The following is a 24,899-nucleotide window of genomic DNA, read 5'->3' as shown; positions in this document are numbered from 1 at the left end:
TAGATGAGCGACGATATCCCAACCCCGGATCAGGCTCCCGGAGCCCCACACCCGCGTGAAACCCAGCACCTGTTTGGGCAGTCTGCGGCTGAAAGGGCCTTTCTGGACGCTTACACCTCGGATCGTTTGCACCATGGCTGGCTGTTGACTGGCCCGCGTGGTGTGGGCAAAGCCACATTGGCTTGGCGTATCGCGCGGTTTCTGCTTGCCGCGCCTCCGGTTGAGGATGACGGGCTGTTTGGTGCGCCGCCGCCGCCCGAGACGCTTGAGATCGATGCGGAGAACCCTGTTGCACACCGTATGATGGCCGGTGCTGAACCGGGCCTTGCGGCTATCACACGTTCTTTGAATGATCAGGGGCGGCTGCGGAACGAAATCGTGGTCGACGACATTCGCAAGCTTGGCAAGTTCTTTGGCCTGTCCTCGGCAGATGGCGGCCGGCGCGTTGTCATCGTTGACGCAGCGGATGAGATGAATGTTAGCGCGGCCAATGCCCTGCTGAAAATGCTCGAAGAACCTCCGGCGCGCACGACATTGCTGCTGGTCTCACACCAGCCATCCCGCCTGTTGCCGACCATCCGCTCACGCTGCCGAACATTGCGGCTTTCCCCGCTTGGGTCCGAAGAGATGCAGGCGGCCCTAAAACAGACCGGTGCGGAATTGCCTGCCCAAACCGAACACCTTGCCGCTCTTGCGGCAGGGTCCGTGGGAGATGCGGTACGGCTGATAAACTTGGGCGGGCTCAAGATTTACGCTGAATTGATTGGCATTCTGGGTACCCTCCCCCGCATGGATCGCCAGCGCGCGCTTGCCTTGGCCGAAGCCGCCGCCCAGCGCGGGGCAGCCGACCGGTTCGAGCTGTTGCTATCGCTGATCGACGTGGCGCTGTCCCGTCTTGCCCTTACGGGTGCAACCGGTGCGCCTCCGTCACCGGAAGCTGCGCCAAATGAGGCGGAAACGCTTGCACGCTTGTCCAGTTCCCCGCAGCAAGCCCGGCAATGGGCCGAGGTCGCAGCGACAATCACTGCCCGCGCACGCCATGGTCAGGCAGTCAACCTTGACCCCGCCGCCCTGGTCCTAGATACGGTGTTCAAGATACAGGAAACCGCCGGTCAGAGCAGATGAGCGACACCCCCCAAATTACCGACAGCCATTGCCATCTGGACTTCCCGGATTTTGAGGGGCAGTTGGACCAGATCATCGCCAATGCGGCCGTGGCTGGTGTTACACGCATGGTTACGATCTGCACCCGCCTACGCAACGAACCAAGCGTGCGCGCAATTGCCGAGGCTCACGCGCCCGTCTTTTTCGCTGCGGGCACGCACCCGATGAGCGCGGCGGATGAACCAATGGCAACGGTCGACGACCTTGTTGCCCTGTCCCAACACCCAAAGTTTGTGGGCATCGGTGAGACCGGGCTGGACTATCACTACACGGCCGAAAGCGCTGATCTGCAAAAGCAATCCCTGCGCATCCATATTGAGGCCGCCCGGCGCACGGGTCTGCCGCTCATCATCCACGCCCGCGCGGCGGATGATGATATGACTCGTATCTTGACCGAGGAATACCGCAACGCGCCCTACACTTGCGTGATGCATTGCTTCTCATCTTCGGCAGAACTTGCCAAAGCAGCGCTGGATCTGGGATTTTACTTGTCGATGTCCGGCATCGCAGCCTTTCCAAAAAGCCAGGAACTTCGCGATATCTTCGCCATGGCCCCGGTTGACCGGGTTCTGGTGGAAACCGACGCCCCCTATCTGGCCCCGCCGCCCTATCGCGGAAAGCGCAATGAGCCGGCCTATACCGCACATACCGCGCGCAAAGGGGCCGAGGTGTTCGGCATGGATTACGCCGACTTCGCCGCCCAAACGCAGTTCAATTTCGACCGGCTGTTTACGAAAGCAGCAGCGTACAAGGCAGCTGCATGACCGAATTGCGCTGCACCATTCTCGGCTGTGGCTCATCCGGTGGCGTACCGCGCCTTGGCGGGCAATGGGGTGATTGTGACCCGAACAACCCCCGCAACATCCGCCAGCGCTGTTCAATGTTGGTGGAACGCGACGGGCCCGAAGGTACGACTTCGGTCCTAATCGACACCTCGCCGGATATGCGCAGCCAACTGCTGAGTACTGGAACCGGGCGGCTTGACGGTGTTGTCTACACGCATTCGCATGCCGACCACGTCCACGGTATCGACGATCTGCGGATGATCGTTTTCAACATGCGCGAACGGGTGCCGGTATGGGCCGATGGCGATACTCAGAACGCATTGCTGGGACGGTTCGGATACGCGTTTATCCAGCCTGAGGGCTCCCCCTATCCGCCAATTCTGGACCTGAAGTCCATCGGCGGCCCGTTCGAGATCAACGGCCCCGGGGGACAGATTCCCTTTCACCCTTTTAAGGTCAATCACGGCTCGATTGACTCGCTGGGGTTCCGTCTGGGAAATCTGGTTTATCTGCCGGATGTGGCCGAGATCTATGACGAGGCCTGGCCATTTCTGTCGGGGCTGGATTGCCTGATCATCGACGCCCTGCGCCGCTCACCCCACCCCACGCATGCGCATCTGGAAAAGACACTGGGGTGGATCGAGCAACTCAAACCCAAACGCGCCGTGTTGACCAACATGCATATCGATCTTGACTATGCCACAGTCGAGGCTGAAACCGCCGATTACATCACCCCCGCCTATGATGGCATGGTGATCCACCAGACATTGTAATGCGCTGCGGGCGCGGCCCGCAAAATCATCAAGGGTGGCAAGATGCTGCAAAGCCTGATCGAAGTCATCCTGCCGGTTTTTCTTGTGATCGGCGCCGGCTACATCGCGACGTATTTCGGGTATTTCAAAGAAATCCACATCGACGGGATAATGAAGTTCACCCAAGGCTTCGCGATCCCGTGTCTGCTGTTTCTAGCGATCTCGCATCTGGACCTCAGCGCCAGTTTTGATCCTCGCTTGCTGGGCAGTTTTTACTCGGCCGCTGCGCTGTGCTTCACCGCCGGACTATTCGGTGCGCGTCTGATTTTTCGCCGCGACTGGGAAGATTGCGTCGCCATTGGCTTTTGCTGCCTGTTTTCTAACTCGGTCCTACTGGGTCTGCCGATTACCGAGCGCGCCTACGGACCCGAGAATCTGGACGGAAACTATGCAATCATCGCCTTCCATGCCCCGTTTTGCTATGGCGTCGGTATCACGGTTATGGAAATCATCCGGAACCGAGGCAATGGCGGCACGCGGATGGTTCGGTCGGTGCTGTCGGCGATGTTCCGCAACGCTTTGATCTTGGGGATCGCACTCGGCTTTATCGTCAATCTTTCGGGGATCGGTGTACCTGTGGTTCTGGACGACGCGCTTGGGCTTATAACCCGAGCAGCCCTGCCTGGTGCCTTGTTCGCCTTGGGGGGAGTTCTGGTCAAATACAAGCCCGAAGGCGATCTACGCACAATTGCCTATGTCTGTGCAATCTCACTAATGCTGCATCCAAGCCTTATGTGGGCGTTCGGGAAAACGACGGGTCTGCCGCAAGACCTGTTTCGCTCGGGCGTTTTGAATGCCGCAATGGCACCGGGCTTTAACGCCTATATCTTTGCCAGCCTATATGGCCGGGCCAAACGGGTTGCTGCTTCGTCGGTCTTGATCGGAACGGGGGTTTCTATCCTTACGGTCTGGTTCTGGCTGACACTTTTGGGGTGAGACAGACCAGTTTGGATTGACTTCAGAGTGTCAAGAAACACCTATCGGGAAAGCACACAGGACCGTTTCAAATGCCCAACGCCCTTATTGTCGCCCATGGCCAACCATCGGACCCCGACCCAGCCGAACATGCGTTAGCTGCCTACGCTGCCGAGGTAGACGCCCTTTGCGACGGTGTGGTTGTCAAATCGGCGACACTTGCAGCGCCCGGAGCGTTCGAGCAACGCGTATCCGAGCTCCCCGATGATGCGGTCATCTATCCGCTGTTCATGGCAAAAGGATGGTTTGTCACCAGCGCCTTACCCAAACGGCTTGCCGGTCGCGACCTGCGCATTCTTGATCCTCTGGGTGTTGATCCAGACCTGCCTGATTTGGTTGCGGACGCGTTGCAGGACAAGTTGCACGAAAACCAATGGAATGCTCAGGACACGGATTTGATTCTGGCGGCACATGGCTCTGGCCGCAGTCGCAACCCTTCTGCTGTTGCGCGGGCATTTGCCCATGATTTGGGTCGCAAGCTTACCTTCAGATCGATCCGGCCCGGCTTTGTCGAAGAGCCCCCGTCTATTGCAACCGCCGCCACTGGTTTGCCGCTCCAATCCTTGTGTTTGCCGTTTTTCGCTTGCACGGGCGGTCATGTTCTTGAGGATGTCCCGCAAGAACTGGCGGCGGCGGAGTTCAAAGGTCACGTCATGCCGGTTGTGGGCGAGTTGCCCCGGATCAAGCACCACATTGCTTCTAGGCTGTCCCGTGCGTTCGAAGGCAAACAAAATCCCTGACGCAATTCTTGTCTACCAGTGCGAAGCAACCCCAGGTTCCGCGTTACCGTTCCGAAGCCCGGCGATCGCCGAATATAAACAATGTCGGGACCTACCCGTTCTTTTCGCCTCATACAGTGCCAAATCTGCGGCATTCAAAATCTCGGCCGCTCTCTGAGGCTTTAGCTGACTGGACAACGCAATACCGATGCTGGCTGAAATTCGGCAGGTGTTACCCTCGAACAAGATCGGCGTTCGCAACCGATCGATCAGGCGCGTCGCAATCGTTGAGAGAACATCTTCATCCGACAGTTCGCGAAAAATGATGACGAATTCATCCCCTCCGATACGGGCCACGGTATCCCCGCTGCGGATTTCCTCAACCATGATCCTCGCAGCTTGTTGCAGCACGTAGTCCCCTGCGGCGTGCCCAAACTGATCATTGACGGATTTGAAAAAATCCAGGTCCAGGTGCATTAGGGCAAAAGGAAAGTTTCCCGTTATCAGTTGCCCAAGCGTACCATCCATGGCGCGCCGATTTTTTAACCCTGTCAGCATGTCGGTGACGGCCTGTTCCTCGGCCGCAAGCATCGCGCCCTGAAGCCGCAGGTTCAATGATCGCGACGCTTCCATTGCGGCTGACTTGGCCTCAACCAGATACAACAGTTCGATTGCCAGATCGGTACCGGAAAAATCGGCACTGGTCAGGGCATAATCGCGTACCGCATCCAGGATCGAGATGCCGAAGGACAGATTGACAACCGCACCCTCGCCCTCCGGGAGCGGAGCGATCAACCCCTTGAGAGAGGTGCGAGGAGTTTCACGCATCTTTAGATGCAGCTTTGCTCCGGCAGATGCCAAAAGAGTTGAGAGGCTTGCAACATCACGCGGGCGGACAAGTTCGAAGACCTCCAGAAACTCTCTCCCCGCCATTGGTTGGTCGGGCCGTAGCTTTTGCAAGGTTGGCCCCACCCGCTTAATCCGACCGTCCGGCCCTGTTAAAACAAACATCGGACATAGCGTTTCGAGAAGGGTTGCAAGGTCGTCAGTGGCCATCATGATTTGCAACCCCCCAGTTCAAAATGGCGTCCTTCGGCAAATGCACTTTCAATAAGAACCACTGAAATAACATCGGTTTCATCTTCGTTGCCGGTGTGGGACAGCATGACCAAAGCCCCGTAATCGTCTGCCATGGCCCGAAGGATTCCGACCATTACACTGGAGTACCCGGCCAAACCTGGATGGCAGAACAACTGATACTCCACAGCACTCACTTCAACCAATTCCAACGCGGGAAGGACAAGGTCAGAGACGGCCAACCGGGCCCGGTCAGAGAGATCGTTCAGAGAATGCAGAAATTCAACGTATGTGACGCCACCAAACCGCAGCAAACGCCGCAATCCCTCCATGCCTGGATGTGAAACGAGATAAGTACCTAAATCCTCAAGTATTTCGGAACGAGGACGTCTTAGATCGGCACATAGCTGATCCAGTACCCGCTGGGTTACATCGTCGTCATAAACAAGCATGGGTTCGAACTCGACAAAGCCCAACTCGGTCGCCTCGGTCACGCGCAACCAGCATGAATACCCATATGTCGCGCACACAAAAGACTGCACCGCACGATTGATCAGACCATGCATCAGTTACCCCAGAATAATTTCCTCCTCATTCTGGGCCGAGAGTTCTTAACAAATACACAACATGCGCCATCAGTTACAGAAAATCTGAATGAACTTCGCAGCTGAAACCTTTGGCTTTCAACTAGAAATCCGTCGGAGCGCCACCTTCGGCCTTGCGTCGGGCAACGAAATCAGCCAACTCTTCGCGGATCGCTTCATCCATGGCGGGCGGATCGAAACTGGTAATGATTTCCTTGAACATGTGATGCGCGCGTTCTGCCGTCCAGATACCGCCAGCGATGTTCCAACCCTCGTAGTTTTTCCAATCACTGAGGAACGGTTGATAGAACGCGGTGGTGTAACGGTCCTGCGTGTGCTGAATGCCAAAGAAATGCCCATCGTTTCCAACTGAACGAATGGCATCCAGCGCGATTTCGTCTGGCCCGGTTGCTGTGATTTCTGGCTGCATATAGCGTTGAATTTGCTGCAGAACTTCACAATCCATGATGAATTTCTCTGGGCTTGCGATCAGACCACCCTCGAGCCAGCCCGCCGCGTGATACACCATGTTCGTCCTTGACTGAACGGCTGCCCACAAGGAATTCGACGTCTCCCACACTGCTTGGCCGTCGGGCACGTTGGCTGCACACACACCAGAAGATCGCATCGGCAGCCCGTAATACCGGGCCATCTGCCCTGTCATCTGGGTCGAGCGCATGTATTCCGGTGTACCAAACGCCGGTGCCCCTGATTTCATATCGACATTCGACGTGAACGTGCCGATTACGCAAGGAATTCCGGGGCGTACATATTGGAACAACGCAATCGCGCACAGCGCCTCGGCCAGCGATTGCGCAACAGCTCCGGCCATAGTAACTGGCGCCATCGCGCCTGCCAACGTGAACGGAGTGACCACAATCGCCTGCCCGCGCCGCGCCAACCGCAAGCACCCGTCGATCATCGGTTGGTCATGTTTCAACGGCGAAGTAGAGTTGATGTTAGTGTACATCCGCGGTGTGGCCTCGAACTCTTCGTGGGTTAAACCACCTGCGATGCGGACCATCTCCATGACGTCTTCGACGCGTTCCTTGCCCAGCGAATAGGCATGCATGGCCTTGTCGGTCAGCGTCAGCTTGTCATAGAGAACATCGAGGTGCCGCACGCTTGCATGAATGTCGACCGGCTCGACCGGATAGCCGCCTGCGAAGTGTATGCAGTTGAAATACTGCGTGAGTTTCAACAGGTTGCGGCACATCTCCCGGTTTCCAGGGACCTTGGTGCCAATCTCCATATCCCAGTAATTCGGCGGAGAAGACACGTTGCCGAACACCAAGTTCTTGCCGCCAATTTCAATCGTGCGATCCACATTGCGCGGCGTGATCGTAAAGCTCGACGGAGCCTTTCGCACCATCTCCATGACGAAATCTCGACCCATACGGACATTGTCCCCATCAACCGTACAGCCCGCTTCCCGAAGAATTCCTTTCGCTTCTTCGTTGTAGAATTCGATCCCGATCTCTTCGAGGATACGCATCGCACCTTCATGGATCGCGTCGATTCCGTCCTGATCCAGCGGCTCGGTCGGTTGGTCGATATTCACCGGCGGGTTCCACGGCATCTGATCAATCACCGCACTGCCCCTGCGCTCAGCAGCTCCGGCGCGTCCGCCGCCACGACGTTTGCGAGTTTTTGTATCAGCCATGTTATCCTCCGGAGCTTGCATCTTTACATGCAATCCCCGAAGCAGGCGTCTGGCCGCTCTGTCTGCGACAGACTATGTCGGTTTCTTATCCTGAAGAGGCGAAACTAACGCGATTGCGATCAGATTCGTGCCAGCCAGTCGGGTATGTGGCCGATATCAGGCAAAACCACATCCGCCCAAGGGGCCAAGGCCTCGGCCGGGGCCATTCCGGTCAGAACCGCGACCGTGGTCATTCCCGCCGCGCGCCCCGCTTGCAGATCATGCAAGCTGTCGCCGACCATGGCGATGCGCTCAGGGGTCACGCCAACATGCGCGGAAAAGGCAAGCAACTGCCCGGGACCGGGCTTGTATCCGTGCCCGCTGTCATATCCTGCAACAAAGTCGAATAAGTCACGAATGCCCACCGACTCCAGATGCCGCAGTGCGGGCATTTCTCCATCATTGGTCGCCACACCCAGTTTCAACCCGGTTTTCCGCAGGTTTTCAAGAAAAGGCGCTAACGGGACAGCCTGCGCTTGCGGCGCCGAGGCCGATTCGACATTCAGCACATCAATGAGGTCTGACAGCGGTAGATTAGGTAAATGCGGGGCCAGAACCCCGGCGATTTCATCAATTGTTCCAGCGATCACAACGCTGTCCTTGGCATAGGACACCTGTTCCAAATCAAACCCGATGGCCCGCCCAAGCTGGGCCGCGCGTCCATGATCCCCCTGCGCAAGGCGCAGCACCATGTTCCGCCCGAAGGCACCCCAAGTGTCCGCGAAGTCAAACAGGGTTCCGTCCTTGTCGAAAAGGATCGCGTCAATGGGCATTATTTGCTCCTGCAAGGCATTTCAGGTCCAGTGAATATCGGCACCACCTGACAAAACGGAACGCGCCTGACCGGGCAGGTCATACGACACGGAATTCGCGTCACAGAAAGAAATCACCCACGAATCGTCAAGCATAAGAAACTCAAGCACCGAGCCCAGAAACTCGGGCTCGGACGCTCTGTCTCGCAAGTCTTGCGCCGATGCGCCGGTTGAACCAAGGAAAACCGGTAGCAACTCATCATTGCCGACCAGCCAACCAAGGACATTAAGCGCCAGTGTTTCAGCGGATTGGGCAGATATTGACATAAAGTGGCCAGAGATCAGGTGTTGGAAAGGGTTTGTTAACCAGACTCATAAACACTTTGGCAACGCATGCAATCAATGGTGACTGATATGTCCGTGCAGGGAACGATCCTTGTCCTAGACGGGACCTCAACCAATCGCATCATGCTGAAGGTTCAGCTGACTGCGGCGTGGTATCACGTAGTACAGGGTGAAAAGCTACAGGGCCTTGCAGGGTTGTTGCGACGCGCCAAGCCGGATCTGGTGCTGACATCTCAGACCCTGCCGGATGGGTCGGCAGCGGATGTGAAAAAGCTGGTGCTGGCGGACCCTGATCTGGTGGATGTTCCTGTGGTTGCGATCGCACCGCAAAATGACAAGGCTGCGCGTCTTAAGGCACTGTCAGATGGGTTGGACGACGTTCTGGTGCATCCGTTCAAGGATACGTTTCTGTTGGCACGGGTACGCAGCCTGCTGCGCGCACGGGCTGAAACACAAGAGCTACAGGTAGGAAACAGCTCTCATCCAATCGGTTTTGCAGAACCCGGTCTTGCGTTCATTTCACCTGCAAAAACCGCCCGCGTGGCCATCCTGACACAGACACCGCGCACCAGCGCCTTGTGGCAGAATGCTCTGTCCAAACGGACACGGTACCGACTGTCAGCACATACGACATCAAACCTTCAGGCAGTTTTGTCGGGCCCTGTACCGGACGCCATCGTTTTCGAAGTCAGCGCAGGCCCCTCGGGTCTTAAACTGTTGGCCGATCTGAAATCGCGAAGCACCACACGGCACACGGTTCTGCTGGGAGTTTTGGAGGAAGACAATGCGCAACTGGCGTCGGACGTGCTTGACCGTGGGGCTGACGCGATTTGCATCGGCAAGTTTTGTGCGGATGAAACGGTGTTGCGGCTGGAAAACCAGATCGCGCGTAAGGCCCGGCTGGACCAAATGCGTGCCTCGATAAAGCAAGGGCTGGTTGAATCATGGGTCGACCCGCTCACCGGGTTACACAACCGCCGATATGCGATGCGCGCAATGGATGAGATCGCGCGCAAGGCCGCACGGTCCGGCAAGGGCTTTGCCATAATGCTGGCTGATCTGGATCACTTCAAAGCGATCAACGACCGGTTCGGCCATGCCGGAGGAGACATGGTGCTGGCCGAGGCTGCGACTCGAATGGAACGAACGCTCGGTTCAGCTGGATTCATTGCGCGGATCGGTGGTGAGGAATTCATGATCGGCTTGTCAGACACCACCCAGGCAAAGGCGCTGGATCTGGCAGGAAACCTGTGTGCCTGCATTCGGGAAAAGCCGTTCAATCTTCCGGACTCGGCTTCCCCGATCCCGGTTACGATCAGTATCGGGCTGATCGCGGCCCAACCCAACGTGTCGACATACGCGCACCAGCCGCAGCAATTGGATGGATTGATCAAGTCGGCCGATACTGCGCTTTATGCCGCCAAGTCAGCGGGGCGAAATCAGGTCCGGGCTCTGCCAAACGCGGCCTGACCCAATCAGTTCGAATGCTTCCGACGGTGTGATTTACGTTCGACGACCTCTTGCAATCTATCCGCATAAGCCTGTCGTTCTGCGTCAGTCATAGCGGTGATGCGCTCCAGCCATTCTCTCTGAAGGGCGCCTTGCATTTCAGCCATGGCCTGCGCCTGCTGATCGAGCAAGGTATTCACAGCTTCCGGATCAAACGGTTCCGCACGCAAAGCTGCCTGAAGCACTGCAAAACCCTGAGACCGCATATTTGCACCTTTGATATGCCGCTCGGACAGTTCACCGCGCAGAGTCTTCCGTTCCTCCTTGGGCAAGGCCCGGTATAACGCCGGCCCGAACCCGGGAGGCGCCTTTCCATGGTCGCTGCCTTTTATCCGATAAACAGTGCCCAAGGCGACCCCGGCCACCAAAAGGTTCAGCGCCAGCGAAACAAATAGCAGGATCGTCACCCACCGCCTTTTAGGCTTGGATTGATCGCTCATTCGGCGTCCTCCAGAAATGTTGCATCCAGCCCGAGGTCAGCGACCACAAAGCTGTCTTCCTGCGGGTAGATGATCGCAGCCGGATCGGGCATGAAATCAGGCGCGGACAAGCCGATCCAGACGCCAGCCGCACTGGCCGCGACCAGACCGCCCATGCTCTGCCAGCCGCCAATCCCGTCCAGCATTCGCATCCAGACCGAACGCCGGGACGACGACTCAGGTTTCAGACGGTCAAGGCGTACCGTCTCGGCATCCGTCACGATGCGCACGGCCAGATCATCGGGCAGATCAGGTCGGGTTTGCCGCGCCGTGGCTAGCAATTGATCAAGGTCCATCTCGTCTTCAGCCATCTTCGTACCCCAGTTCATCCTGCCGTCCGGCCAGTATTGCCGCCAGAGCGCGTTTTCCGCGCGCAGTCAGACTTTCTACCGCTTCCGTTGAAATGCCCATGATCCCAGCGATGTCGGGATTGGGCAATTCTTCGATATGCCGCAAGATAACCGCTTGCCGCTGGCGGTCTGGCAATTGTGACAACGCCACCTGCAAAGCATCTCTACGTGTTGCCTCTTGCAGTCTTTCAACAGCGCTTGGATCTTCATCCTCGGGTTCGGGGACATCGTCCAGACGGTCGGGCCGCTTCCTGCGCTGCATATCTACACATAGGTTTATAGTGACGCGGTAAAGCCATGTGGTCACTTTGGCCTGTCCAGCCACCCAGTTTGGTGCCATTTTCCAAAGCCGCATCATGGCATCCTGCGTAATGTCTTCAGCCTCGGCCCGGTTGCCCAACATCCGCATCGCAACCGAGAAACACCGTGGCCCCAACCGATCGGTAAGCACACGCGCGGCCGCCGCATCACCGTCTGCAAACTGCCGCAACAACGCGTCGTCCGAGGTGTCCGCAGCGCCGTCGGCGCCACGAACATCCTGTGGTGCGGAGGTCAGATCCTCCATCCTTCATCAGCTATCGTCAGCGTCTGCGTTGCCGCCTTTGCGGTGCTTCCGGCCCATCCGCGCTTTTGCATCGGCAAATTCCTGCTCTGAGATTGTCCCGCTGTTATCCGCGTCGATACGGTCAAACATCTTGCCAGCCCGGCGCGGCTTGGGCAACTCGTCCTGACTCAGAAAGCCGTCCTGATTGGCGTCATGCCTTTCAAACATCTTTGCCACGCGATCATTGGCGCGTTGCTGAGCTGCCGCCTGCGCCTCATCAATGCTCAACTGCCCGTCGCCATTAGTGTCAGACTGAGAGAATCGCTGCACGCGATGGGCTTCCATTTCTTCCTGCGTCAGTTGGCCGTCGCCATTGGCATCCAATTCCTGAAAGTTCACAGGTTCACGATTACTTGATCCGGCTGCCAAAAGCGATGTGCCTGTAACCGCAACAGCCGCGATGAGAATGGCCGGAATGAATTTGGCGCTGTTCATGTCGTTTTCCTTTTGTTTTGCGGCTGTTTGCCGCTGCTTACATAGACCTAAACGCAGAGCAGCCCCGGTTCCGTCGAAAATGGTTTAAAAAAATCTGGTGATGCGCCGCCGCGGCTTCGCGTCACAAAGCGACGCACCCCCCTTTTCTGTGAGGCAAATCCAGAGCAGTATCGCGCGCAAGTGAAAGCGCGAGTTTCAAAATGACAGACCAAACGATCGAAACCACGACCGAAAATGACCGCCCGACGTGGCCCGCACTTGTCAACGGCTTCCGGGGCCGTTGCCCAAAATGCGGCAAGGGCAAGGTTCTGCGGGGCTATTTGAAGGTTCGGGACAACTGCGGCCATTGCGGCCAGGAGTTGTTTCACCACAGGGCGGATGATGGCCCGGCCTATTTGACCATTCTGGTCGTCGGTCACCTGCTGGCGCCTGCTTTGCACGTTACATATGTCGAATTTCGCCCCGAGCCACTGACCATGTTCTTGATTTTTGCGATCGGCTGTACGGCCTTGTCGCTGTTTTTGCTGCCCCGTCTGAAAGGCGCCGTTGTTGCATATCAATGGGCACGCCGCATGCACGGGTTCGAAAAAGAGCAATGACACGGTCCGCGGGGTCGCTCGGCGCATGACAGAGGACAAATCCGCGATACGGGATGCGGCAACGGTCATAGTTTTGCGCGATCGACTGACGAACCCATCAATACTGATGGGACAGCGCGGCGCGAAAGCTGTTTTCATGCCCAACAAGTTCGTGTTTCCTGGTGGCGCGGTCGACACCGCCGACAGCTCTGTCCCGTTGGTCGCCCCCCTGCCCGCACTATGCAGCGAAAGGCTGGACGAGCGATCCGCCCCCGGTTTGCAAAACGCTCTGGCCGCAGCGGCGATCCGCGAATTGTGGGAGGAAACCGGATTGGTTCTGGGAAAGCGCGGCGATTGGCAGGGATCAGTTCCTGCGGATTGGCAGGAATTTGCGCGCATGGGTTTCCGACCAACGGCCAGTGACCTTCAATTCGTATTCCGCGCCGTAACACCGCCGGGCCGCCCCCGCCGTTTCGATGCGCGTTTCTTCCTTGTCGATGCCAACGCCATCCAAGGAGACCCTGACGATTTCAGCCGCGCTTCGGATGAGCTGTCCCACCTGCAATGGGTCCCGTTGGGCCGGGCGCGCGAATTGGACCTGCCGTTTATAACTGAGGTCGTTCTGGCCGAAGTGGCAGCCCGGGTTACAAACCCCGAGCCGCCCTCGAACGTTCCGCTCTTCCTGCATACCGAAGAACAAAGCCTGTTCCTACAGCTTAAAGGGCATCCGATGCCGGACGCAGACTAGGCGTCACTTCATTCGGCTGATGACCGTGGTCACTTCGGGCTTTTTACCGATTTCGGCCCTGGCAGTTTGACGCACGATGCGACGCATGGCTTCTTCCAGCTTGTCATCGTCGCGCAGTGTCTTGGCATCCGCGCGCATGAGGAACTGGTTCAAATCCTCCTCCAACACCTCAACCAGCGCAGCGCGCGATGTACCGGTTTCGGGCAGACCCATGGTGTCGCACCACGGCTCACCCAGCGGTTCATCTTCTTCGTCCAGAATGACGGTCACCGTCACATGCCCGTTCAAGGCCATGCGGATTCTGTCGCGTACGACCCCGTCCAGCGCACCGATCTTGACCGTTCCATCCAGATAGGTGCGACCGGTTTCGACGTAATCAACCACCTTTGGCGCATTGCCTGTAAGGTCAACCATCGTTCCGTTAATCGTCAAAACACCCGCTCGCCCACCAGCCTCGGCCAGCTTGGTGTGTTCGCGCAAGTGGCGATGTTCCCCATGCATCGGGATCACCACCTGCGGGTCTATCAACGCGTGCACTTTCTCAAGATCAGGCCGGTTCGCATGGCCAGAGACGTGATACAGACCCGAGCTGTCATCGACCACATCGACGCCCTTTTCGCTGAGTTGGTTGATGATAAAGATCACTCCACGTTCATTTCCCGGAATGGTCTTGGACGAAAACAGGAACAGATCGCCCTCTTTCAATTCTAACCCACGATACTTGCCCCGCGCTAACTGTGCGCTGGCGGCGCGGCGTTCGCCCTGACTGCCGGTCACGATCAGCATCAGGTTCTGGCGCGGTACGTCCACGGCCTCTTCCGCGCTGATGACTTTGGGGAAATCCGAAAGGATGCCCGTCTCTGTCGCGGCCTCAACCATTCGCCGCATAGCGCGGCCCAACAAGACGACCGAGCGCCCTGCCCGCTGGCCCGCTTCGGCCAGCGTTTTCACACGCGCAACGTTAGAGGCAAAGGTTGTTGCCACAACCATGCCCTCTGCGCTTTCGACCAGTTTTGTAATTTCGGGACCAACTTCTGACTCCGAGCGGCCCGCGTGTGGGGAAAAAACATTGGTGCTGTCACAAATCAGCGCCTTAACGCCGGTTTTTGCAACGCTCGCCCAAAGCTCAGGATCGAACGGCTCACCCACGACAGGGTTCGCATCCAGCTTGAAATCCCCTGAATGCACAACCCGGCCCGCGGGCGTGTCAATCACCAGAGCCGCGCTTTCGGGAATCGAGTGAGACACGGGCAGGAAGCCAACAGTAAACGGTCCAAGAGTAACGTTCTCGGGCCAGGCTGAAACCGTATGCACCGCGTCTTCCGGGTGTCCGTGCTCGTCCATCTTGCGACGCGCGATATTCGCGGTGAAGGCGCGTGCGTAAATCGGCGCGCCGAGCGCCTCGTAACAATGCGCCACGGCCCCGACGTGATCCTCATGCGCGTGGGTCACGAACACGGCTTCAAGCTGGTCAGCCCTCTCGCGCAGCCACGATATGTCGGCATAGATCAGGTCGACGCCCGGCGTTGTGTCCATATCTGGGAAGGTCACACCAAGGTCCACGAGGATCAGACGTTCCTGTCCTGGCTTTCCGTAGCCATAGACGTACGCGTTCATTCCAATTTCGCCAGCACCACCCAGCGGCAGATAAATCAGTCTTTCAATGCTCATGTTGAGCCATTTTCCTTGTTGTAGCGATGGATCACGGTCAGACCGTGCATCGTCAGATCGTCTTCGATTGCGTCAAACCCGACATCCGCCTGATCGAACAAAGGCGCAAGCCCACCGGTGCCAACGACCTTCATCGGCATTCCGTATTCCGCCTTGATCCGGGCAATCAGCCCCTCGATCAAACCGGAATAGCCCCAGTACACGCCGGATTGGATACAGCCAACCGTGTTTGTGCCAATGACTTTTTCGGGTCGGGTAATGTCAATATGAGGCAGCGCGGCCGCCCCTTGGTGCAATGCCTCAAGGCTAAGGTTCACGCCTGGTGCGATGATGCCACCGACATAAGCCCCGTCCGATGCCACCACGTCGAAATTCGTCGCCGTTCCGAAATCGACCACAACCACATCCCCGCCATGACGGTCAAACGCGCCGACGGCGTTGGCAAGGCGGTCCGGGCCGGGGATCGTTCCTTCGTCCACACGCGGCGCGACAGGTAGCAGGCATTCCGGTTTCCCAACAACGAGCGGTCGGCAGCCAAAAAAACGGTCCGCAAAAATACGCAGGTTGAACACCACGCGCGGCACAGTTGATGCAATCACCACATCGCTTATTTTCGCATCAATCCCATAATGTTTCACCAGCGTCGAATACCAAGTGAAATAAGCATCTGCCGTGCGAGAATGATGGGTCGAAGTTCGCAGTGTACACAGGAACTTATTGCCGTCCCAGATCGAGAAAACGGTGTTTGTGTTACCGCAGTCAATTGCCAGAAGCATCCATGCCTCCTTCAGAAAAACACGTCCGCCGCAGGAATGCTGATGCGGCCTTTGGCGGTCTTTAAGACAAGGTTGCCGTCGGAGTCCACGGTTTCAAATGTTCCTACCGTGTTGGATGTGGACGTGCGGGCGGTAATCACCTCTCCGATCCTTGCAGCCCGGGACAGCCAGGCTGTTCGGATCGGCTCGAACCCAAGGGTCGCAAACTGCGTTTCATATCGCGCGTAGGCCACCGCTAATTCGGTTAGAAAATCTTCAGGCGAAACTGCCGCACCTGTCTCAGACAGCAGCGATACCGGGCGCACCGCATTCTGTTGGACGACATTGGTCGTCGGCGCTTCGGATAGGTTTACTCCAATTCCGATTGCCAAATGCGATACCGCACCGCCCTGACCGGTGCTTTCCAGCAGGATACCTGCAAGTTTGCCACCGTTCAGCAACACGTCATTCGGCCATTTCAAAGACAGTCCCGCTGCGCGTCCTGTCACAGCGATACAGGCATCGAAAACCGCAAGCGCCGCAACGAAGCTGCGCAAAGCTGCCTGCCCCGGATTACCCTGCGGCCGCATCAACAACGTGGCGGCCAGGTTTCCTTTGGGATTGACCCAAGCCCGACCGCGTCGTCCGCGCGCGGCGGTTTGGCGATGTGCCATAATCCACACCGGGCCGGACGCCGTTGGCGCAAGCCGCGCGGCCTCGTTTAAGGTGCTGTCGACCTCTTGCACGATATGCAGGCCGTATCCCTGTGGCCAGTTTGTCATGGCAAAAAGGCCCGGTCTATCGACCGAGCCCCCTGTGACTGGAAGTCCAACAGGTCAGTTGACAAGCGTTGCCGCCGCAGCTGCTGCCGCGCCTTCGATACCAAATTGGTAGAACACACCAACCAGCATCAGTGCGGCCGACCCCATCAATGCCACCCAAAGAACCGGAGTCGCACGCGTTTCAATTGGATCTTCGTTTTCGGCACCGAAGTACATGTAAAAGACAATCCGCAGATAGTAGAACGCACCAATCACCGACGCGATCGCAGAAACGATAACCAACCCAGTCAACCCCGCGCTGACGCCCGCTTGCCAAACGCCAAACTTGGCAAAGAATCCCAGCATCGGCGGCACGCCGGCCAGGCTGAACATCAGGATCAGCACTGCTAAGGCTTTGCCCGGATCACGTTTGGCGTATTGCCGTAATGCGTCGATATCCGTGACGGGCTTGCCGTCCCGCTCCATCATCAGGATGAAGGCAAAAGTACCGATGTTCATGGTTACATAAATCGCCAGATACATCAGCATCGCCTTGACGCCCAGCTCTGTCCCCGCAGCCAGACCAATCAGAGCATACCCCATATGAGCGATGGACGAGAAAGCCATCAGTCGTTTGATATCCCGCTGACCAATGGCCGCAACGGCTCCCAACAGCATCGATAGTACCGAAAGCAGCACGATAATCTGCTGCCAATCCGCGATCACCCCACCAAAGGCGTCATGCAACAAGCGCGCAAATAGTGCCATGGCGGCGACCTTAGGCGCGGTAGCAAAAAAGGCGGTGATCGGCGTGGGTGAGCCTTGGTAGACGTCTGGCGTCCACATATGGAACGGAACAGCCGAGACTTTGAAGGCCAGTCCAGAGATCAGGAACACTAGGCCGAACAACAATCCGACCGAGATCTCTCCGTGCTGCACTGTCTGGATGATGCCCGAGAACAGAGTGGTTCCGGTAAAACCGTAAACCAGCGACGCGCCATACAACAGAAGACCCGAGCTGAGAGCCCCTAATACGAAGTACTTCAATCCAGCCTCAGTCGACTTCAAGCTGTCCCTGCGCAAAGCGGCCACGACGTAGAGCGACAGTGACTGAAGCTCCAGCCCCATATACAGCGACATCAGGTCGCCCGCGCTGACCATCATCATCATACCCACGGCAGCCAAAGCCACCAGCAGCGGGTATTCGAACCGCAGCATATCGCGACGCGCCATGTAGTCCTGGCTCATCACCAAAACCGCAGCGGCGGACAGCAGTATCGCGACCTTTGCAAAGCGCGAGAATCCGTCATCCACGAACATGCCGTTGAACGCCACATTCGTGCCATCGCCATTTGTCGCGATCCAGAAAGACAAGAGCGCCATCACCCCGGCCGTTGTCCAGACCAGAACCGGCGCCAGCGCGTCCTTCGTCGTATAGACGGCCCCGATCAGAGCGGCCATCGCGTATACGGCCAGAATGATCTCTGGCAGGATTATTGTCAGATCAGCTTGGATCATTTCGCCAAAGCTCCCCTACTGCGAGGCGGCCGTCTGGGTCGCGGCCTCTGCCGCGGCCAGAGCCGTGTCATAGTTTGAAATAAGGGCGGCGGTCGAGTTGCCGATCACATCGGTCACCAACGACGGGTAAACCCCCAAAAGGATCGTCATCACGATCAGCGGCGCAAAGATCAGCCGCTCACGCGAGCTCATGTCTGTCATCGCCTTGAGGCTTTCCTTGATCAAGTCGCCAAACACGACCCGACGATAGAGCCACAACGCATAGGCTGCCGAGAAAATGACACCTGTTGCGGCCACGGCCGTCACCCATGTATTGACCTGGAAGGTGCCCATCAGGGTCAGGAATTCGCCGATGAATCCGGATGTGCCCGGCAACCCAACATTGGCCATGGTGAACAGCATGAAGACCAGCGCATAGGCAGGCATCCGAATGACCAGCCCACCATAGGCCTCAATATCGCGCGTGTGCATCCGGTCATAGATTACGCCCACACACAGGAAGAGTGCCGCTGAAATGAACCCGTGGCTCAGCATCTGGAAGATCGCACCGTCAATGCCCTGCTGGTTTGCCGCAAAAATGCCCATGGTGACAAAACCCATATGCGCAACCGATGAATAAGCGATCAGCTTTTTCATATCCTCCTGCACCAGCGCAACCAGCGAGGTGTAGACAACCGCAATCGCCGACATCCACAGCACCAGATCAGTCATCACAGCCGACCCTACCGGGAACATGGGCAAACTGAACCTAAGAAAGCCATAGCCGCCCATCTTCAACAGGATTGCCGCCAGAACAACAGAACCCGCAGTCGGCGCTTGCACGTGGGCATCTGGCAGCCAGGTGTGTACCGGCCACATTGGCATTTTCACCGCAAACGAGGCGAAGAAGGCCAGGAACATCAGCGTCTGCATTCCACCGACGATGTAGATGCCCAGAACGCTGAACCCCTCGGACGAGAACTGATGGTTCATCAGCGCCTCAATATCCGTGGTGCCCGCATCCGCATACATTGCAACCATCGCTACAAGCATCAGCACTGAACCGAGGAAGGTGTACAAGAAGAACTTGAAGCTGGCATAGATGCGTTCTTTGCCGCCCCAGATGCCGATGATCAGGAACATCGGGATCAGCCCTGCTTCAAAGAACAGGTAGAACAGCACCAGATCCAACGCCATGAACACGCCCAGCATCAGCGTTTCCAGCAGAAGGAAGGCGATCATGTATTCCTTGACGCGGTCGGTCACGTTCCAACTGGCCAAAATGGTCAGCGGCATGATGAAGGTCGTCAGCAAAACGAACAGCACGCTGATACCGTCCACGCCCATTTTGTATTTCAAGCCCAGCAACCACTCGCCTTCTTCCACCATCTGAAAGCCGGTGTTTGAGGGGTCGAAACTGGTGTAGATCCCGATTGAAACAAGGAAGGTTACTGTGGTCGCCACAAGAGCCACCCACTTCGCGTTGCGCTGTGCGGCCGCGTCATCACCGTGCAGGAACAGGGCCAGAATGCCAGCCGCCACCGCGGGGATGAAGGTGACGATGGAGAGGATATTATCCATTATTGTGCGCCTCCGCCAATCGACATCCAGGTGACAAGGGCCGCGATGCCCAGAACCATCCAGAAGGCGTATGTAAAGATGTAGCCCGTCTGCGCCTTGCCTGCGAGGCGGGTAAAGAACGGAACAACGCCCATTGCGACACCGTTCAGGAAGCCGTCGATGGTGTTGCCATCACCGCGTTTCCATAGGAACCGCCCAATCGCCACGGTTGGTTTGACGAAGATCGCATTGTAAATTTCGTCGAAGTACCACTTGTTCAGCAGGAACAGGTACAAAGGGCGCTGGTTCTGCGCCAAACGGCCCGGCAGTGACGGATTGACTATGTAGAACCAGTAAGCCATGCCAAAGCCGAGGACCATCGCCACAAACGGCGAGACCTTGACCCATTTCGGAGCCGCGTGCGCATCGTCCAGAACATGGTTGTCCGGCGCCATGTAAAGCGCGCCTTCACCCGGTTCGCCGACAAACGCGTAGTGGTGATCGCCATGCGCGTCTTTCTCCCCATGGCCCTCATCTGCATGGGCATCGCCATGGGCGTCATCCGCGTGATCTTCATCGCCATGCGTGCCCGACTCCGTGTGATCGCCAGCCTCAGAATGCTCTGACGCCTCTGCCACCGGAATGCCGTAGAACTTGCCGACCTTGTCTGCATGACCAAAGAAATTGCTATACCAGATCATTCCGGCGAATACCGCCCCAAGGGACAACACACCCAGTGGCACAATCATGGTCATCGGGCTTTCATGCGCGTGCTCATGCGTATGCTTGTCGCCGCGAGGTTCGCCATAGAAAGTCAGGAAAATCAAACGCCAGCTGTAGAAGGATGTGAACGCTGCCGCGACGACCAGCAACCAGAAGCCATAGGCCGACCCGCCTGCATAGGCGCTTTCGATGATGGCATCCTTGGACAAGAACCCAGCGAAACCGATTGTCGTCAGCGGAATACCTACACCCGTAATCGCCAGCGTACCGATCATCATCGCCCAGAAGGTGTATGGGATTTTCTTCCGCAGCCCACCATATTCGGTCATTTCCTGTTCGTGGTGCATCGCATGAATAACCGAGCCCGCGCCGAGGAACAGCAACGCTTTGAAGAAGGCGTGCGTGAACAGATGGAACATCGCGGCGGAATACATCCCGACCCCAGCGGCCACGAACATATAGCCAAGCTGCGAACAGGTCGAATACGCGATGACACGTTTGATATCGGTTTGCACCAACCCAACGGTCGCGGCAAAGAAGGCTGTGCTTGCCCCCAGTACGGTGACAAACCCTGTCGCACCCGGCGCAAACTCCATCAGCGGTGACATCCGGCACACAAGGAACACACCCGCCGTTACCATGGTCGCAGCGTGGATCAGCGCAGACACAGGCGTCGGACCCTCCATCGCATCTGGCAACCACGTGTGCAGGATCAGCTGTGCAGACTTACCCATCGCACCGATGAACAGCAGGACGCAGATCACTTCGATGGCGTTCCACTCAGACCACAAGAAGGTCAGCTGCGTTTCCGCCAACTGCGGTGCCGAGGCGAATATGTCTGAGAAATTGATGCTGTCCGTCAAGAAAAACAGCGCGAAAATCCCCAATGCAAAACCAAAGTCACCCACCCGGTTGACGATGAACGCTTTCATTGCAGCGGCATTTGCGCTTGGCTTGCGATAGTAGAATCCGATCAGCAGGTAAGACGCGACACCCACGCCTTCCCAGCCAAAGAACATCTGCACCAGATTGTCGGCGGTCACCAGCATCAACATCGCAAAGGTGAAGAACGACAGGTAGGCGAAGAAACGCGGCTTATAGCTTTCGCCCTCACGCCATTGCGGATCGTGATCCATGTAGCCGAAGGAATAGAGGTGCACGAGCGCCGAAACGGTCGTTACAACGATCAGCATGATCGCAGTCAGTCGATCCAGACGAATGGCCCAGCTTGTCGAAAGCGATCCGCTCTCGATCCAGCGCATGATTTCGATCTGTTGGGTGACGCCGTCGAAGGTGAAGAACACGATCCACGACAGCAAACAGGCCAGGAACAACAGGCCGGTGGCAGTCCACATCGCGGCTTTCTCGCCAATGAACTTCCAGCCGAACCCGCAAATCAGCGCACCCACCAGCGGGGCGAAGAGGATGGTCGTTTCCATTTTCTCTTACCCCTTCATCATATTGACGTCTTCAACCGCGATCGAGCCACGGTTGCGGAAGAAGCAAACCAGAATGGCCAGCCCGATCGCCGCCTCGGCCGCTGCCACAGTCAGCACGAACAGCGTGAACACCTGCCCGACCAGATCACCGAGGAAGCTGGAAAACGCCACAAGGTTGATATTAACCGCCAGTAGCATCAATTCGATGCTCATCAGCAGAATGATGACGTTCTTGCGGTTTAGGAAGAGACCGAAGATGCCGATGACGAACAGCGTCGCCGCGACCGTAAGATAGTGTTCAAGTCCGATCATCGTCTTAAAGCCCCTGCCCCGGTTTCACGTCCTTCAGTTCCATTGCCTTGGCCGGGTCGCGCATCATCTGGCCGATGATGTCCTGACGCTTGATGTCCTGACGGTGGCGCAGCGTCAGAACGATGGCGCCGATCATTGCGACCAGCAGGATCAAGCCCGCCAGTTGGAACAGAAGGAAGTATTGATCATAAAGAATGACGCCGAGCGCCTCGGTGTTGTGACGGTCTGCCGGGACCGGTTGCGCCAGATTGGCCGCAGCACCCTGCGCGCTGTCCCAGGCCCCAAAGGCCATGACAAACTGCATCAGGATAACCAAACCGATCAACAGGGCCAGCGGCATATAGCGCGCCATCTCTGCCTTCAGTTCGGCAAAGTCCACGTCCAGCATCATCACCACAAACAGGAACAGTACCGCGACCGCGCCCACATAGACGATGATCAGCAGCATGGCCACGAATTCAGCCCCAAGCAGCACGAACAGCCCCGCCGAGGACAGGAAGGAAAGGATCAGCCACAGCACCGAATGCACCGGTTGGCGACTGATCACCGTGAACAGCCCTCCGGTGATGGCGCCGATGGCAAAAAGGTAGAAGGCAAAGACGGTCATTGATCCTCATCCTCGTTATCTCCCATGACCTCCTGCGCAAGATCCAGCGCTCGGGTCATGGCCGGGATGCCGGCAAAGACCGACATCTGACCGATCGTTTCCACGATCTCTTGTTTTCTGGCCCCGGCCTCAAGCGCGTGGCGGACAGTCTGGCGCACGGCGGTGTCGGCCTGCGCACCCTGACAGGTCAGCCCCGCCAGCGTCAGAAGCAGGCGGGTTTTCGCATCCAACCCATCCTTGTTGACGGCATTGCCGAACATCATCTCCATGACCTCTTTGGGCATAGTCGGCCACAGCGCCTCGAACCCCTTGGGCGAGAAATTCTCCATCGCCGGGTTCATCGCCTTGGCCATGTCCTGAGCTTGCTTCATCATCAGCTCGAACGGATTTGTCGGGCTGTCACTCATCGGTAAGGCGCGTCCATTTCCAGATTCCGGGCAATTTCGGCTTCCCAGCGTTCACCGTTATCGAGCAGTTTTTCCTTGTCGTAAAACAACTCTTCTCGGGTTTCCGTGGCGAATTCGAAATTTGGACCCTCGACGATTGCATCGACCGGGCAGGCCTCTTGGCAGAAGCCGCAGTATATGCATTTGGTCATGTCGATGTCGTAGCGCGTGGTGCGGCGGCTGCCGTCTTCGCGCGGTTCCGCGTCAATCGTGATCGCCTGCGCGGGGCAAATCGCCTCGCACAGCTTGCACGCGATGCAGCGTTCCTCACCATTTGGGTAGCGACGCAGGGCGTGTTCACCACGAAAGCGCGGCGACAGTGGCCCCTTCTCATGCGGGTAATTTACGGTGGCCTTTGGGGCAAAGAAGTATTTCAACCCCAGCTTCATGCCGACCCAGAAGTCCTGCAACAGGAAGTATTTCGCGGCGCGGGTATAGTCGATTTGAGTCATAATCAGCCTCCTACGCTCCAACGGGCGAATGCGCCCCAGAACCAGTCGAATCTTGCCGCAAAGGCCACAAAGACCACCCAGACCAGCGAGAACGGCAGGAAGACTTTCCAGCCCAACCGCATCAACTGGTCATAGCGGTAGCGCGGCGTGATCGCCTTGACCATTGCGAACAGGAAGAAGAAGAACGCCATCTTCGCAACCATCCACAGCGCGCCATCCGGCAGACCCGGAATGGGCGACAGCCATCCGCCAAAGAACAGCAACGTGGTAAGAGCACACATCAGGAAAATGGCGATGTATTCACCTGCCATAAACAGCAGGAAGGGCGTGGCCGAATATTCGACCTGATACCCGGCAACCAATTCCGATTCCGCTTCCGGAAGGTCAAATGGAGGTCGGTTTGTCTCGGCCAGTGCCGAAATGAAGAACAGGAAGACCATCGGGAAGTGCGGCAGCCAATACCAGCTGAAGAACCCAAACGACCCGTCTTGTGCGCGGACGATATCGCCAAAGTTCATCGACCCGGTGGAAATGATGACACCGATGATAATCAGGCCGATCGACACTTCGTACGAAATCATCTGCGCCGCAGAACGGAGTGAGCCCAGGAATGGGTACTTTGAGTTCGACGCCCAACCGCCCATAATCACGCCATAAACCTCAAGCGAGGAAACGGCGAATACGTACAGAATGGCAACGTTGATATCTGACAGAACCCAGGTATCGTTAAACGGGATCACGGCCCAGGCGATCATCGCCAGCACAAAACTTGTCAGTGGTGCAAGCATGAAGACGGTTCGGTCAGCACCGGCCGGGATCACAACCTCTTTGACCACGTATTTCAACGCATCCGCGACTGTTTGCAGCAAGCCATACACGCCAACCACGTTTGGACCGCGCCGCATCTGGACCGCTGCCCAAATCTTGCGGTCGCCATACACGAGGAACAATAGCGAAATCATCACAAATGCAACAACGGCAATCACTTGTGCCAGAATGATAAAGGCTATTCCGCCTGGGGTGTTAAAGAAATCAGCCATTGGTCCTCACACCGTGGG

At 57.2% G+C, this 24,899-nt stretch carries 28 protein-coding genes; 8 read left to right on the top strand and 20 right to left on the bottom strand.

Annotated features, from left to right (window positions below):
- Positions 1–3 precede the first annotated feature (3 nt).
- The 5 genes from ACXAET_RS01215 to ACXAET_RS01195 all read left to right on the top strand — a co-directional run bounded on the left by ACXAET_RS01215 (position 4) and on the right by ACXAET_RS01195 (position 4,476).
- Positions 4–1,125, top strand: a complete 1,122-nt coding sequence (locus tag ACXAET_RS01215) for a DNA polymerase III subunit delta' (protein ID WP_475179849.1) — start codon at positions 4–6, stop codon at positions 1,123–1,125.
- Entirely contained in the window at positions 1,122–1,928 is an 807-nt protein-coding gene (locus ACXAET_RS01210) for a TatD family hydrolase (RefSeq protein ID WP_475179846.1), read from the top strand. The genes ACXAET_RS01215 and ACXAET_RS01210 overlap by 4 nt, the downstream gene beginning before the upstream one ends.
- Positions 1,925–2,722 (top strand): MBL fold metallo-hydrolase, encoded by a 798-nt coding sequence (locus ACXAET_RS01205; protein ID WP_475179842.1) that lies wholly within the window; start codon positions 1,925–1,927, stop codon positions 2,720–2,722. The genes ACXAET_RS01210 and ACXAET_RS01205 overlap by 4 nt, the downstream gene beginning before the upstream one ends.
- Positions 2,723–2,764: 42 nt before the next feature.
- Entirely contained in the window at positions 2,765–3,697 is a 933-nt protein-coding gene (locus ACXAET_RS01200; protein WP_224890604.1) for an AEC family transporter, read from the top strand.
- A gap of 71 nt (positions 3,698–3,768) precedes the next feature.
- Positions 3,769–4,476 (top strand): sirohydrochlorin chelatase, encoded by a 708-nt coding sequence (locus tag ACXAET_RS01195; RefSeq protein WP_475179836.1) that lies wholly within the window; start codon positions 3,769–3,771, stop codon positions 4,474–4,476.
- 12 nt (positions 4,477–4,488) lie between these two features.
- Here the strand turns inward: ACXAET_RS01195 and ACXAET_RS01190 are convergent, their stop codons facing one another.
- The 5 genes from ACXAET_RS01190 to ACXAET_RS01170 all read right to left on the bottom strand — a co-directional run bounded on the left by ACXAET_RS01190 (position 4,489) and on the right by ACXAET_RS01170 (position 8,897).
- Positions 4,489–5,514, bottom strand: a complete 1,026-nt coding sequence (locus ACXAET_RS01190) for a GGDEF domain-containing protein (protein ID WP_475179831.1) — start codon at positions 5,512–5,514, stop codon at positions 4,489–4,491.
- Complete coding sequence (locus ACXAET_RS01185; protein ID WP_475179826.1) at positions 5,511–6,098, bottom strand: heme NO-binding domain-containing protein; 588 nt, start codon at positions 6,096–6,098, stop codon at positions 5,511–5,513. Before ACXAET_RS01185 ends, ACXAET_RS01190 begins: the two co-directional genes overlap by 4 nt.
- A 121-nt stretch (positions 6,099–6,219) precedes the next feature.
- Positions 6,220–7,779: a trimethylamine methyltransferase family protein gene (locus ACXAET_RS01180; RefSeq protein ID WP_475179821.1), complete on the bottom strand. Its 1,560-nt coding sequence runs from the start codon at positions 7,777–7,779 to the stop codon at positions 6,220–6,222.
- 119 nt (positions 7,780–7,898) lie between these two features.
- Positions 7,899–8,591 carry an HAD family hydrolase gene (locus tag ACXAET_RS01175; RefSeq protein ID WP_475179815.1) on the bottom strand — a complete coding sequence of 231 codons (693 nt, stop codon included), beginning with the start codon at positions 8,589–8,591 and terminating at the stop codon, positions 7,899–7,901.
- A gap of 21 nt (positions 8,592–8,612) precedes the next feature.
- Positions 8,613–8,897 (bottom strand): DUF3572 domain-containing protein, encoded by a 285-nt coding sequence (locus ACXAET_RS01170; protein ID WP_475179812.1) that lies wholly within the window; start codon positions 8,895–8,897, stop codon positions 8,613–8,615.
- A gap of 87 nt (positions 8,898–8,984) precedes the next feature.
- Between ACXAET_RS01170 and ACXAET_RS01165 the strand changes: the two genes are divergently transcribed.
- A complete protein-coding gene (locus tag ACXAET_RS01165) occupies positions 8,985–10,385 on the top strand; it encodes a diguanylate cyclase (RefSeq protein ID WP_475179809.1) in 1,401 nt (466 codons plus the stop codon).
- Positions 10,386–10,390: 5 nt separating this feature from the next.
- On the opposite strand, the gene ACXAET_RS01160 is transcribed toward ACXAET_RS01165, so the two are convergent.
- The 4 genes from ACXAET_RS01160 to ACXAET_RS01145 are packed head-to-tail and all read right to left on the bottom strand — an operon-like array spanning position 10,391 to position 12,292.
- Positions 10,391–10,864, bottom strand: coding sequence for a periplasmic heavy metal sensor (locus ACXAET_RS01160; protein WP_475179806.1), 474 nt, complete (start codon positions 10,862–10,864; stop codon positions 10,391–10,393).
- Entirely contained in the window at positions 10,861–11,232 is a 372-nt protein-coding gene (locus ACXAET_RS01155; RefSeq protein WP_475179801.1) for a hypothetical protein, read from the bottom strand. Before ACXAET_RS01155 ends, ACXAET_RS01160 begins: the two co-directional genes overlap by 4 nt.
- Positions 11,207–11,818, bottom strand: a complete 612-nt coding sequence (locus ACXAET_RS01150) for an RNA polymerase sigma factor (protein ID WP_475179797.1) — start codon at positions 11,816–11,818, stop codon at positions 11,207–11,209. Before ACXAET_RS01150 ends, ACXAET_RS01155 begins: the two co-directional genes overlap by 26 nt.
- Positions 11,819–11,824: 6 nt before the next feature.
- A complete protein-coding gene (locus tag ACXAET_RS01145; RefSeq protein WP_475179792.1) occupies positions 11,825–12,292 on the bottom strand; it encodes an EF-hand domain-containing protein in 468 nt (155 codons plus the stop codon).
- Positions 12,293–12,492: 200 nt separating this feature from the next.
- On the opposite strand from ACXAET_RS01145, the gene ACXAET_RS01140 reads away from it, so the two are divergent.
- Together ACXAET_RS01140 and ACXAET_RS01135 are read left to right on the top strand one after the other, a co-directional pair.
- Entirely contained in the window at positions 12,493–12,891 is a 399-nt protein-coding gene (locus tag ACXAET_RS01140) for a DUF983 domain-containing protein (RefSeq protein WP_475179787.1), read from the top strand.
- A gap of 25 nt (positions 12,892–12,916) precedes the next feature.
- Complete coding sequence (locus ACXAET_RS01135) at positions 12,917–13,618, top strand: NUDIX hydrolase (RefSeq protein WP_475179784.1); 702 nt, start codon at positions 12,917–12,919, stop codon at positions 13,616–13,618.
- 3 nt (positions 13,619–13,621) lie between these two features.
- Here the strand turns inward: ACXAET_RS01135 and ACXAET_RS01130 are convergent, their stop codons facing one another.
- Genes ACXAET_RS01130 through nuoH form a run of 11 tightly spaced genes read right to left on the bottom strand, consistent with a single transcriptional unit; the run spans position 13,622 to position 24,881 of the window.
- Entirely contained in the window at positions 13,622–15,289 is a 1,668-nt protein-coding gene (locus tag ACXAET_RS01130; protein ID WP_475179777.1) for a ribonuclease J, read from the bottom strand.
- A complete protein-coding gene (locus ACXAET_RS01125; protein ID WP_475179772.1) occupies positions 15,286–16,065 on the bottom strand; it encodes a type III pantothenate kinase in 780 nt (259 codons plus the stop codon). Before ACXAET_RS01125 ends, ACXAET_RS01130 begins: the two co-directional genes overlap by 4 nt.
- Before the next feature lie 11 nt (positions 16,066–16,076).
- On the bottom strand, positions 16,077–16,826 hold the full coding sequence (locus ACXAET_RS01120; protein ID WP_475179768.1) for a biotin--[acetyl-CoA-carboxylase] ligase: 750 nt from the start codon (positions 16,824–16,826) through the stop codon (positions 16,077–16,079).
- 54 nt (positions 16,827–16,880) lie between these two features.
- A complete protein-coding gene (nuoN, locus tag ACXAET_RS01115; protein ID WP_475179765.1) occupies positions 16,881–18,323 on the bottom strand; it encodes an NADH-quinone oxidoreductase subunit NuoN in 1,443 nt (480 codons plus the stop codon).
- Between the two features lie 15 nt (positions 18,324–18,338).
- Positions 18,339–19,883, bottom strand: coding sequence for an NADH-quinone oxidoreductase subunit M (locus tag ACXAET_RS01110; protein WP_224890620.1), 1,545 nt, complete (start codon positions 19,881–19,883; stop codon positions 18,339–18,341).
- Positions 19,883–22,024: an NADH-quinone oxidoreductase subunit L gene (nuoL, locus tag ACXAET_RS01105; RefSeq protein WP_475179761.1), complete on the bottom strand. Its 2,142-nt coding sequence runs from the start codon at positions 22,022–22,024 to the stop codon at positions 19,883–19,885. The genes ACXAET_RS01110 and nuoL overlap by 1 nt, the downstream gene beginning before the upstream one ends.
- 6 nt (positions 22,025–22,030) lie before the next feature.
- A complete protein-coding gene (gene nuoK / locus ACXAET_RS01100; protein WP_050602759.1) occupies positions 22,031–22,336 on the bottom strand; it encodes an NADH-quinone oxidoreductase subunit NuoK in 306 nt (101 codons plus the stop codon).
- A 4-nt stretch (positions 22,337–22,340) separates the two neighbouring features.
- On the bottom strand, positions 22,341–22,943 hold the full coding sequence (locus tag ACXAET_RS01095) for an NADH-quinone oxidoreductase subunit J (RefSeq protein WP_475179754.1): 603 nt from the start codon (positions 22,941–22,943) through the stop codon (positions 22,341–22,343).
- Positions 22,940–23,350, bottom strand: coding sequence for a carboxymuconolactone decarboxylase family protein (locus ACXAET_RS01090; RefSeq protein ID WP_068335534.1), 411 nt, complete (start codon positions 23,348–23,350; stop codon positions 22,940–22,942). Before ACXAET_RS01090 ends, ACXAET_RS01095 begins: the two co-directional genes overlap by 4 nt.
- A complete protein-coding gene (gene nuoI / locus ACXAET_RS01085; RefSeq protein ID WP_039524264.1) occupies positions 23,347–23,841 on the bottom strand; it encodes an NADH-quinone oxidoreductase subunit NuoI in 495 nt (164 codons plus the stop codon). Before nuoI ends, ACXAET_RS01090 begins: the two co-directional genes overlap by 4 nt.
- Positions 23,842–23,843: 2 nt before the next feature.
- Positions 23,844–24,881 (bottom strand): NADH-quinone oxidoreductase subunit NuoH, encoded by a 1,038-nt coding sequence (gene nuoH / locus ACXAET_RS01080; RefSeq protein ID WP_475179746.1) that lies wholly within the window; start codon positions 24,879–24,881, stop codon positions 23,844–23,846.
- Positions 24,882–24,899: the final 18 nt, after the last annotated feature.

The sequence above is a fragment of the Ruegeria sp. AWH4_226 genome (genome assembly GCF_056159225.1).
The sequence above is the reverse complement of the archived record's forward strand: the minus strand, read 5'-3'. Positions and strand labels throughout refer to the sequence as shown.

Bases quoted from the DNA above. Each gene is read 5' to 3' on its own strand.
- nuoH (WP_475179746.1), bottom strand. From the start codon at position 24,881: ATGGCTGATTTCTTTAACACCCCAGGCGGAATAGCCTTTATCATTCTG.
- ACXAET_RS01090 (WP_068335534.1), bottom strand. From the start codon at position 23,350: ATGAGTGACAGCCCGACAAATCCGTTCGAGCTGATGATGAAGCAAGCT.
- ACXAET_RS01180 (WP_475179821.1), bottom strand. From the start codon at position 7,779: ATGGCTGATACAAAAACTCGCAAACGTCGTGGCGGCGGACGCGCCGGA.
- nuoK (WP_050602759.1), bottom strand. From the start codon at position 22,336: ATGATCGGACTTGAACACTATCTTACGGTCGCGGCGACGCTGTTCGTC.
- ACXAET_RS01130 (WP_475179777.1), bottom strand. From the start codon at position 15,289: ATGAGCATTGAAAGACTGATTTATCTGCCGCTGGGTGGTGCTGGCGAA.
- ACXAET_RS01155 (WP_475179801.1), bottom strand. From the start codon at position 11,232: ATGAACTGGGGTACGAAGATGGCTGAAGACGAGATGGACCTTGATCAA.
- ACXAET_RS01205 (WP_475179842.1), top strand. From the start codon at position 1,925: ATGACCGAATTGCGCTGCACCATTCTCGGCTGTGGCTCATCCGGTGGC.
- ACXAET_RS01145 (WP_475179792.1), bottom strand. From the start codon at position 12,292: ATGAACAGCGCCAAATTCATTCCGGCCATTCTCATCGCGGCTGTTGCG.
- ACXAET_RS01170 (WP_475179812.1), bottom strand. From the start codon at position 8,897: ATGTCAATATCTGCCCAATCCGCTGAAACACTGGCGCTTAATGTCCTT.
- ACXAET_RS01160 (WP_475179806.1), bottom strand. From the start codon at position 10,864: ATGAGCGATCAATCCAAGCCTAAAAGGCGGTGGGTGACGATCCTGCTA.
- ACXAET_RS01185 (WP_475179826.1), bottom strand. From the start codon at position 6,098: ATGCATGGTCTGATCAATCGTGCGGTGCAGTCTTTTGTGTGCGCGACA.
- ACXAET_RS01215 (WP_475179849.1), top strand. From the start codon at position 4: ATGAGCGACGATATCCCAACCCCGGATCAGGCTCCCGGAGCCCCACAC.
- ACXAET_RS01140 (WP_475179787.1), top strand. From the start codon at position 12,493: ATGACAGACCAAACGATCGAAACCACGACCGAAAATGACCGCCCGACG.
- ACXAET_RS01195 (WP_475179836.1), top strand. From the start codon at position 3,769: ATGCCCAACGCCCTTATTGTCGCCCATGGCCAACCATCGGACCCCGAC.
- ACXAET_RS01135 (WP_475179784.1), top strand. From the start codon at position 12,917: ATGACAGAGGACAAATCCGCGATACGGGATGCGGCAACGGTCATAGTT.
- ACXAET_RS01095 (WP_475179754.1), bottom strand. From the start codon at position 22,943: ATGACCGTCTTTGCCTTCTACCTTTTTGCCATCGGCGCCATCACCGGA.
- ACXAET_RS01110 (WP_224890620.1), bottom strand. From the start codon at position 19,883: ATGGATAATATCCTCTCCATCGTCACCTTCATCCCCGCGGTGGCGGCT.
- ACXAET_RS01165 (WP_475179809.1), top strand. From the start codon at position 8,985: ATGTCCGTGCAGGGAACGATCCTTGTCCTAGACGGGACCTCAACCAAT.
- ACXAET_RS01190 (WP_475179831.1), bottom strand. From the start codon at position 5,514: ATGATGGCCACTGACGACCTTGCAACCCTTCTCGAAACGCTATGTCCG.
- ACXAET_RS01150 (WP_475179797.1), bottom strand. From the start codon at position 11,818: ATGGAGGATCTGACCTCCGCACCACAGGATGTTCGTGGCGCCGACGGC.
- nuoL (WP_475179761.1), bottom strand. From the start codon at position 22,024: ATGGAAACGACCATCCTCTTCGCCCCGCTGGTGGGTGCGCTGATTTGC.
- nuoI (WP_039524264.1), bottom strand. From the start codon at position 23,841: ATGACTCAAATCGACTATACCCGCGCCGCGAAATACTTCCTGTTGCAG.
- ACXAET_RS01120 (WP_475179768.1), bottom strand. From the start codon at position 16,826: ATGACAAACTGGCCACAGGGATACGGCCTGCATATCGTGCAAGAGGTC.
- ACXAET_RS01175 (WP_475179815.1), bottom strand. From the start codon at position 8,591: ATGCCCATTGACGCGATCCTTTTCGACAAGGACGGAACCCTGTTTGAC.
- ACXAET_RS01210 (WP_475179846.1), top strand. From the start codon at position 1,122: ATGAGCGACACCCCCCAAATTACCGACAGCCATTGCCATCTGGACTTC.
- ACXAET_RS01125 (WP_475179772.1), bottom strand. From the start codon at position 16,065: ATGCTTCTGGCAATTGACTGCGGTAACACAAACACCGTTTTCTCGATC.
- nuoN (WP_475179765.1), bottom strand. From the start codon at position 18,323: ATGATCCAAGCTGATCTGACAATAATCCTGCCAGAGATCATTCTGGCC.
- ACXAET_RS01200 (WP_224890604.1), top strand. From the start codon at position 2,765: ATGCTGCAAAGCCTGATCGAAGTCATCCTGCCGGTTTTTCTTGTGATC.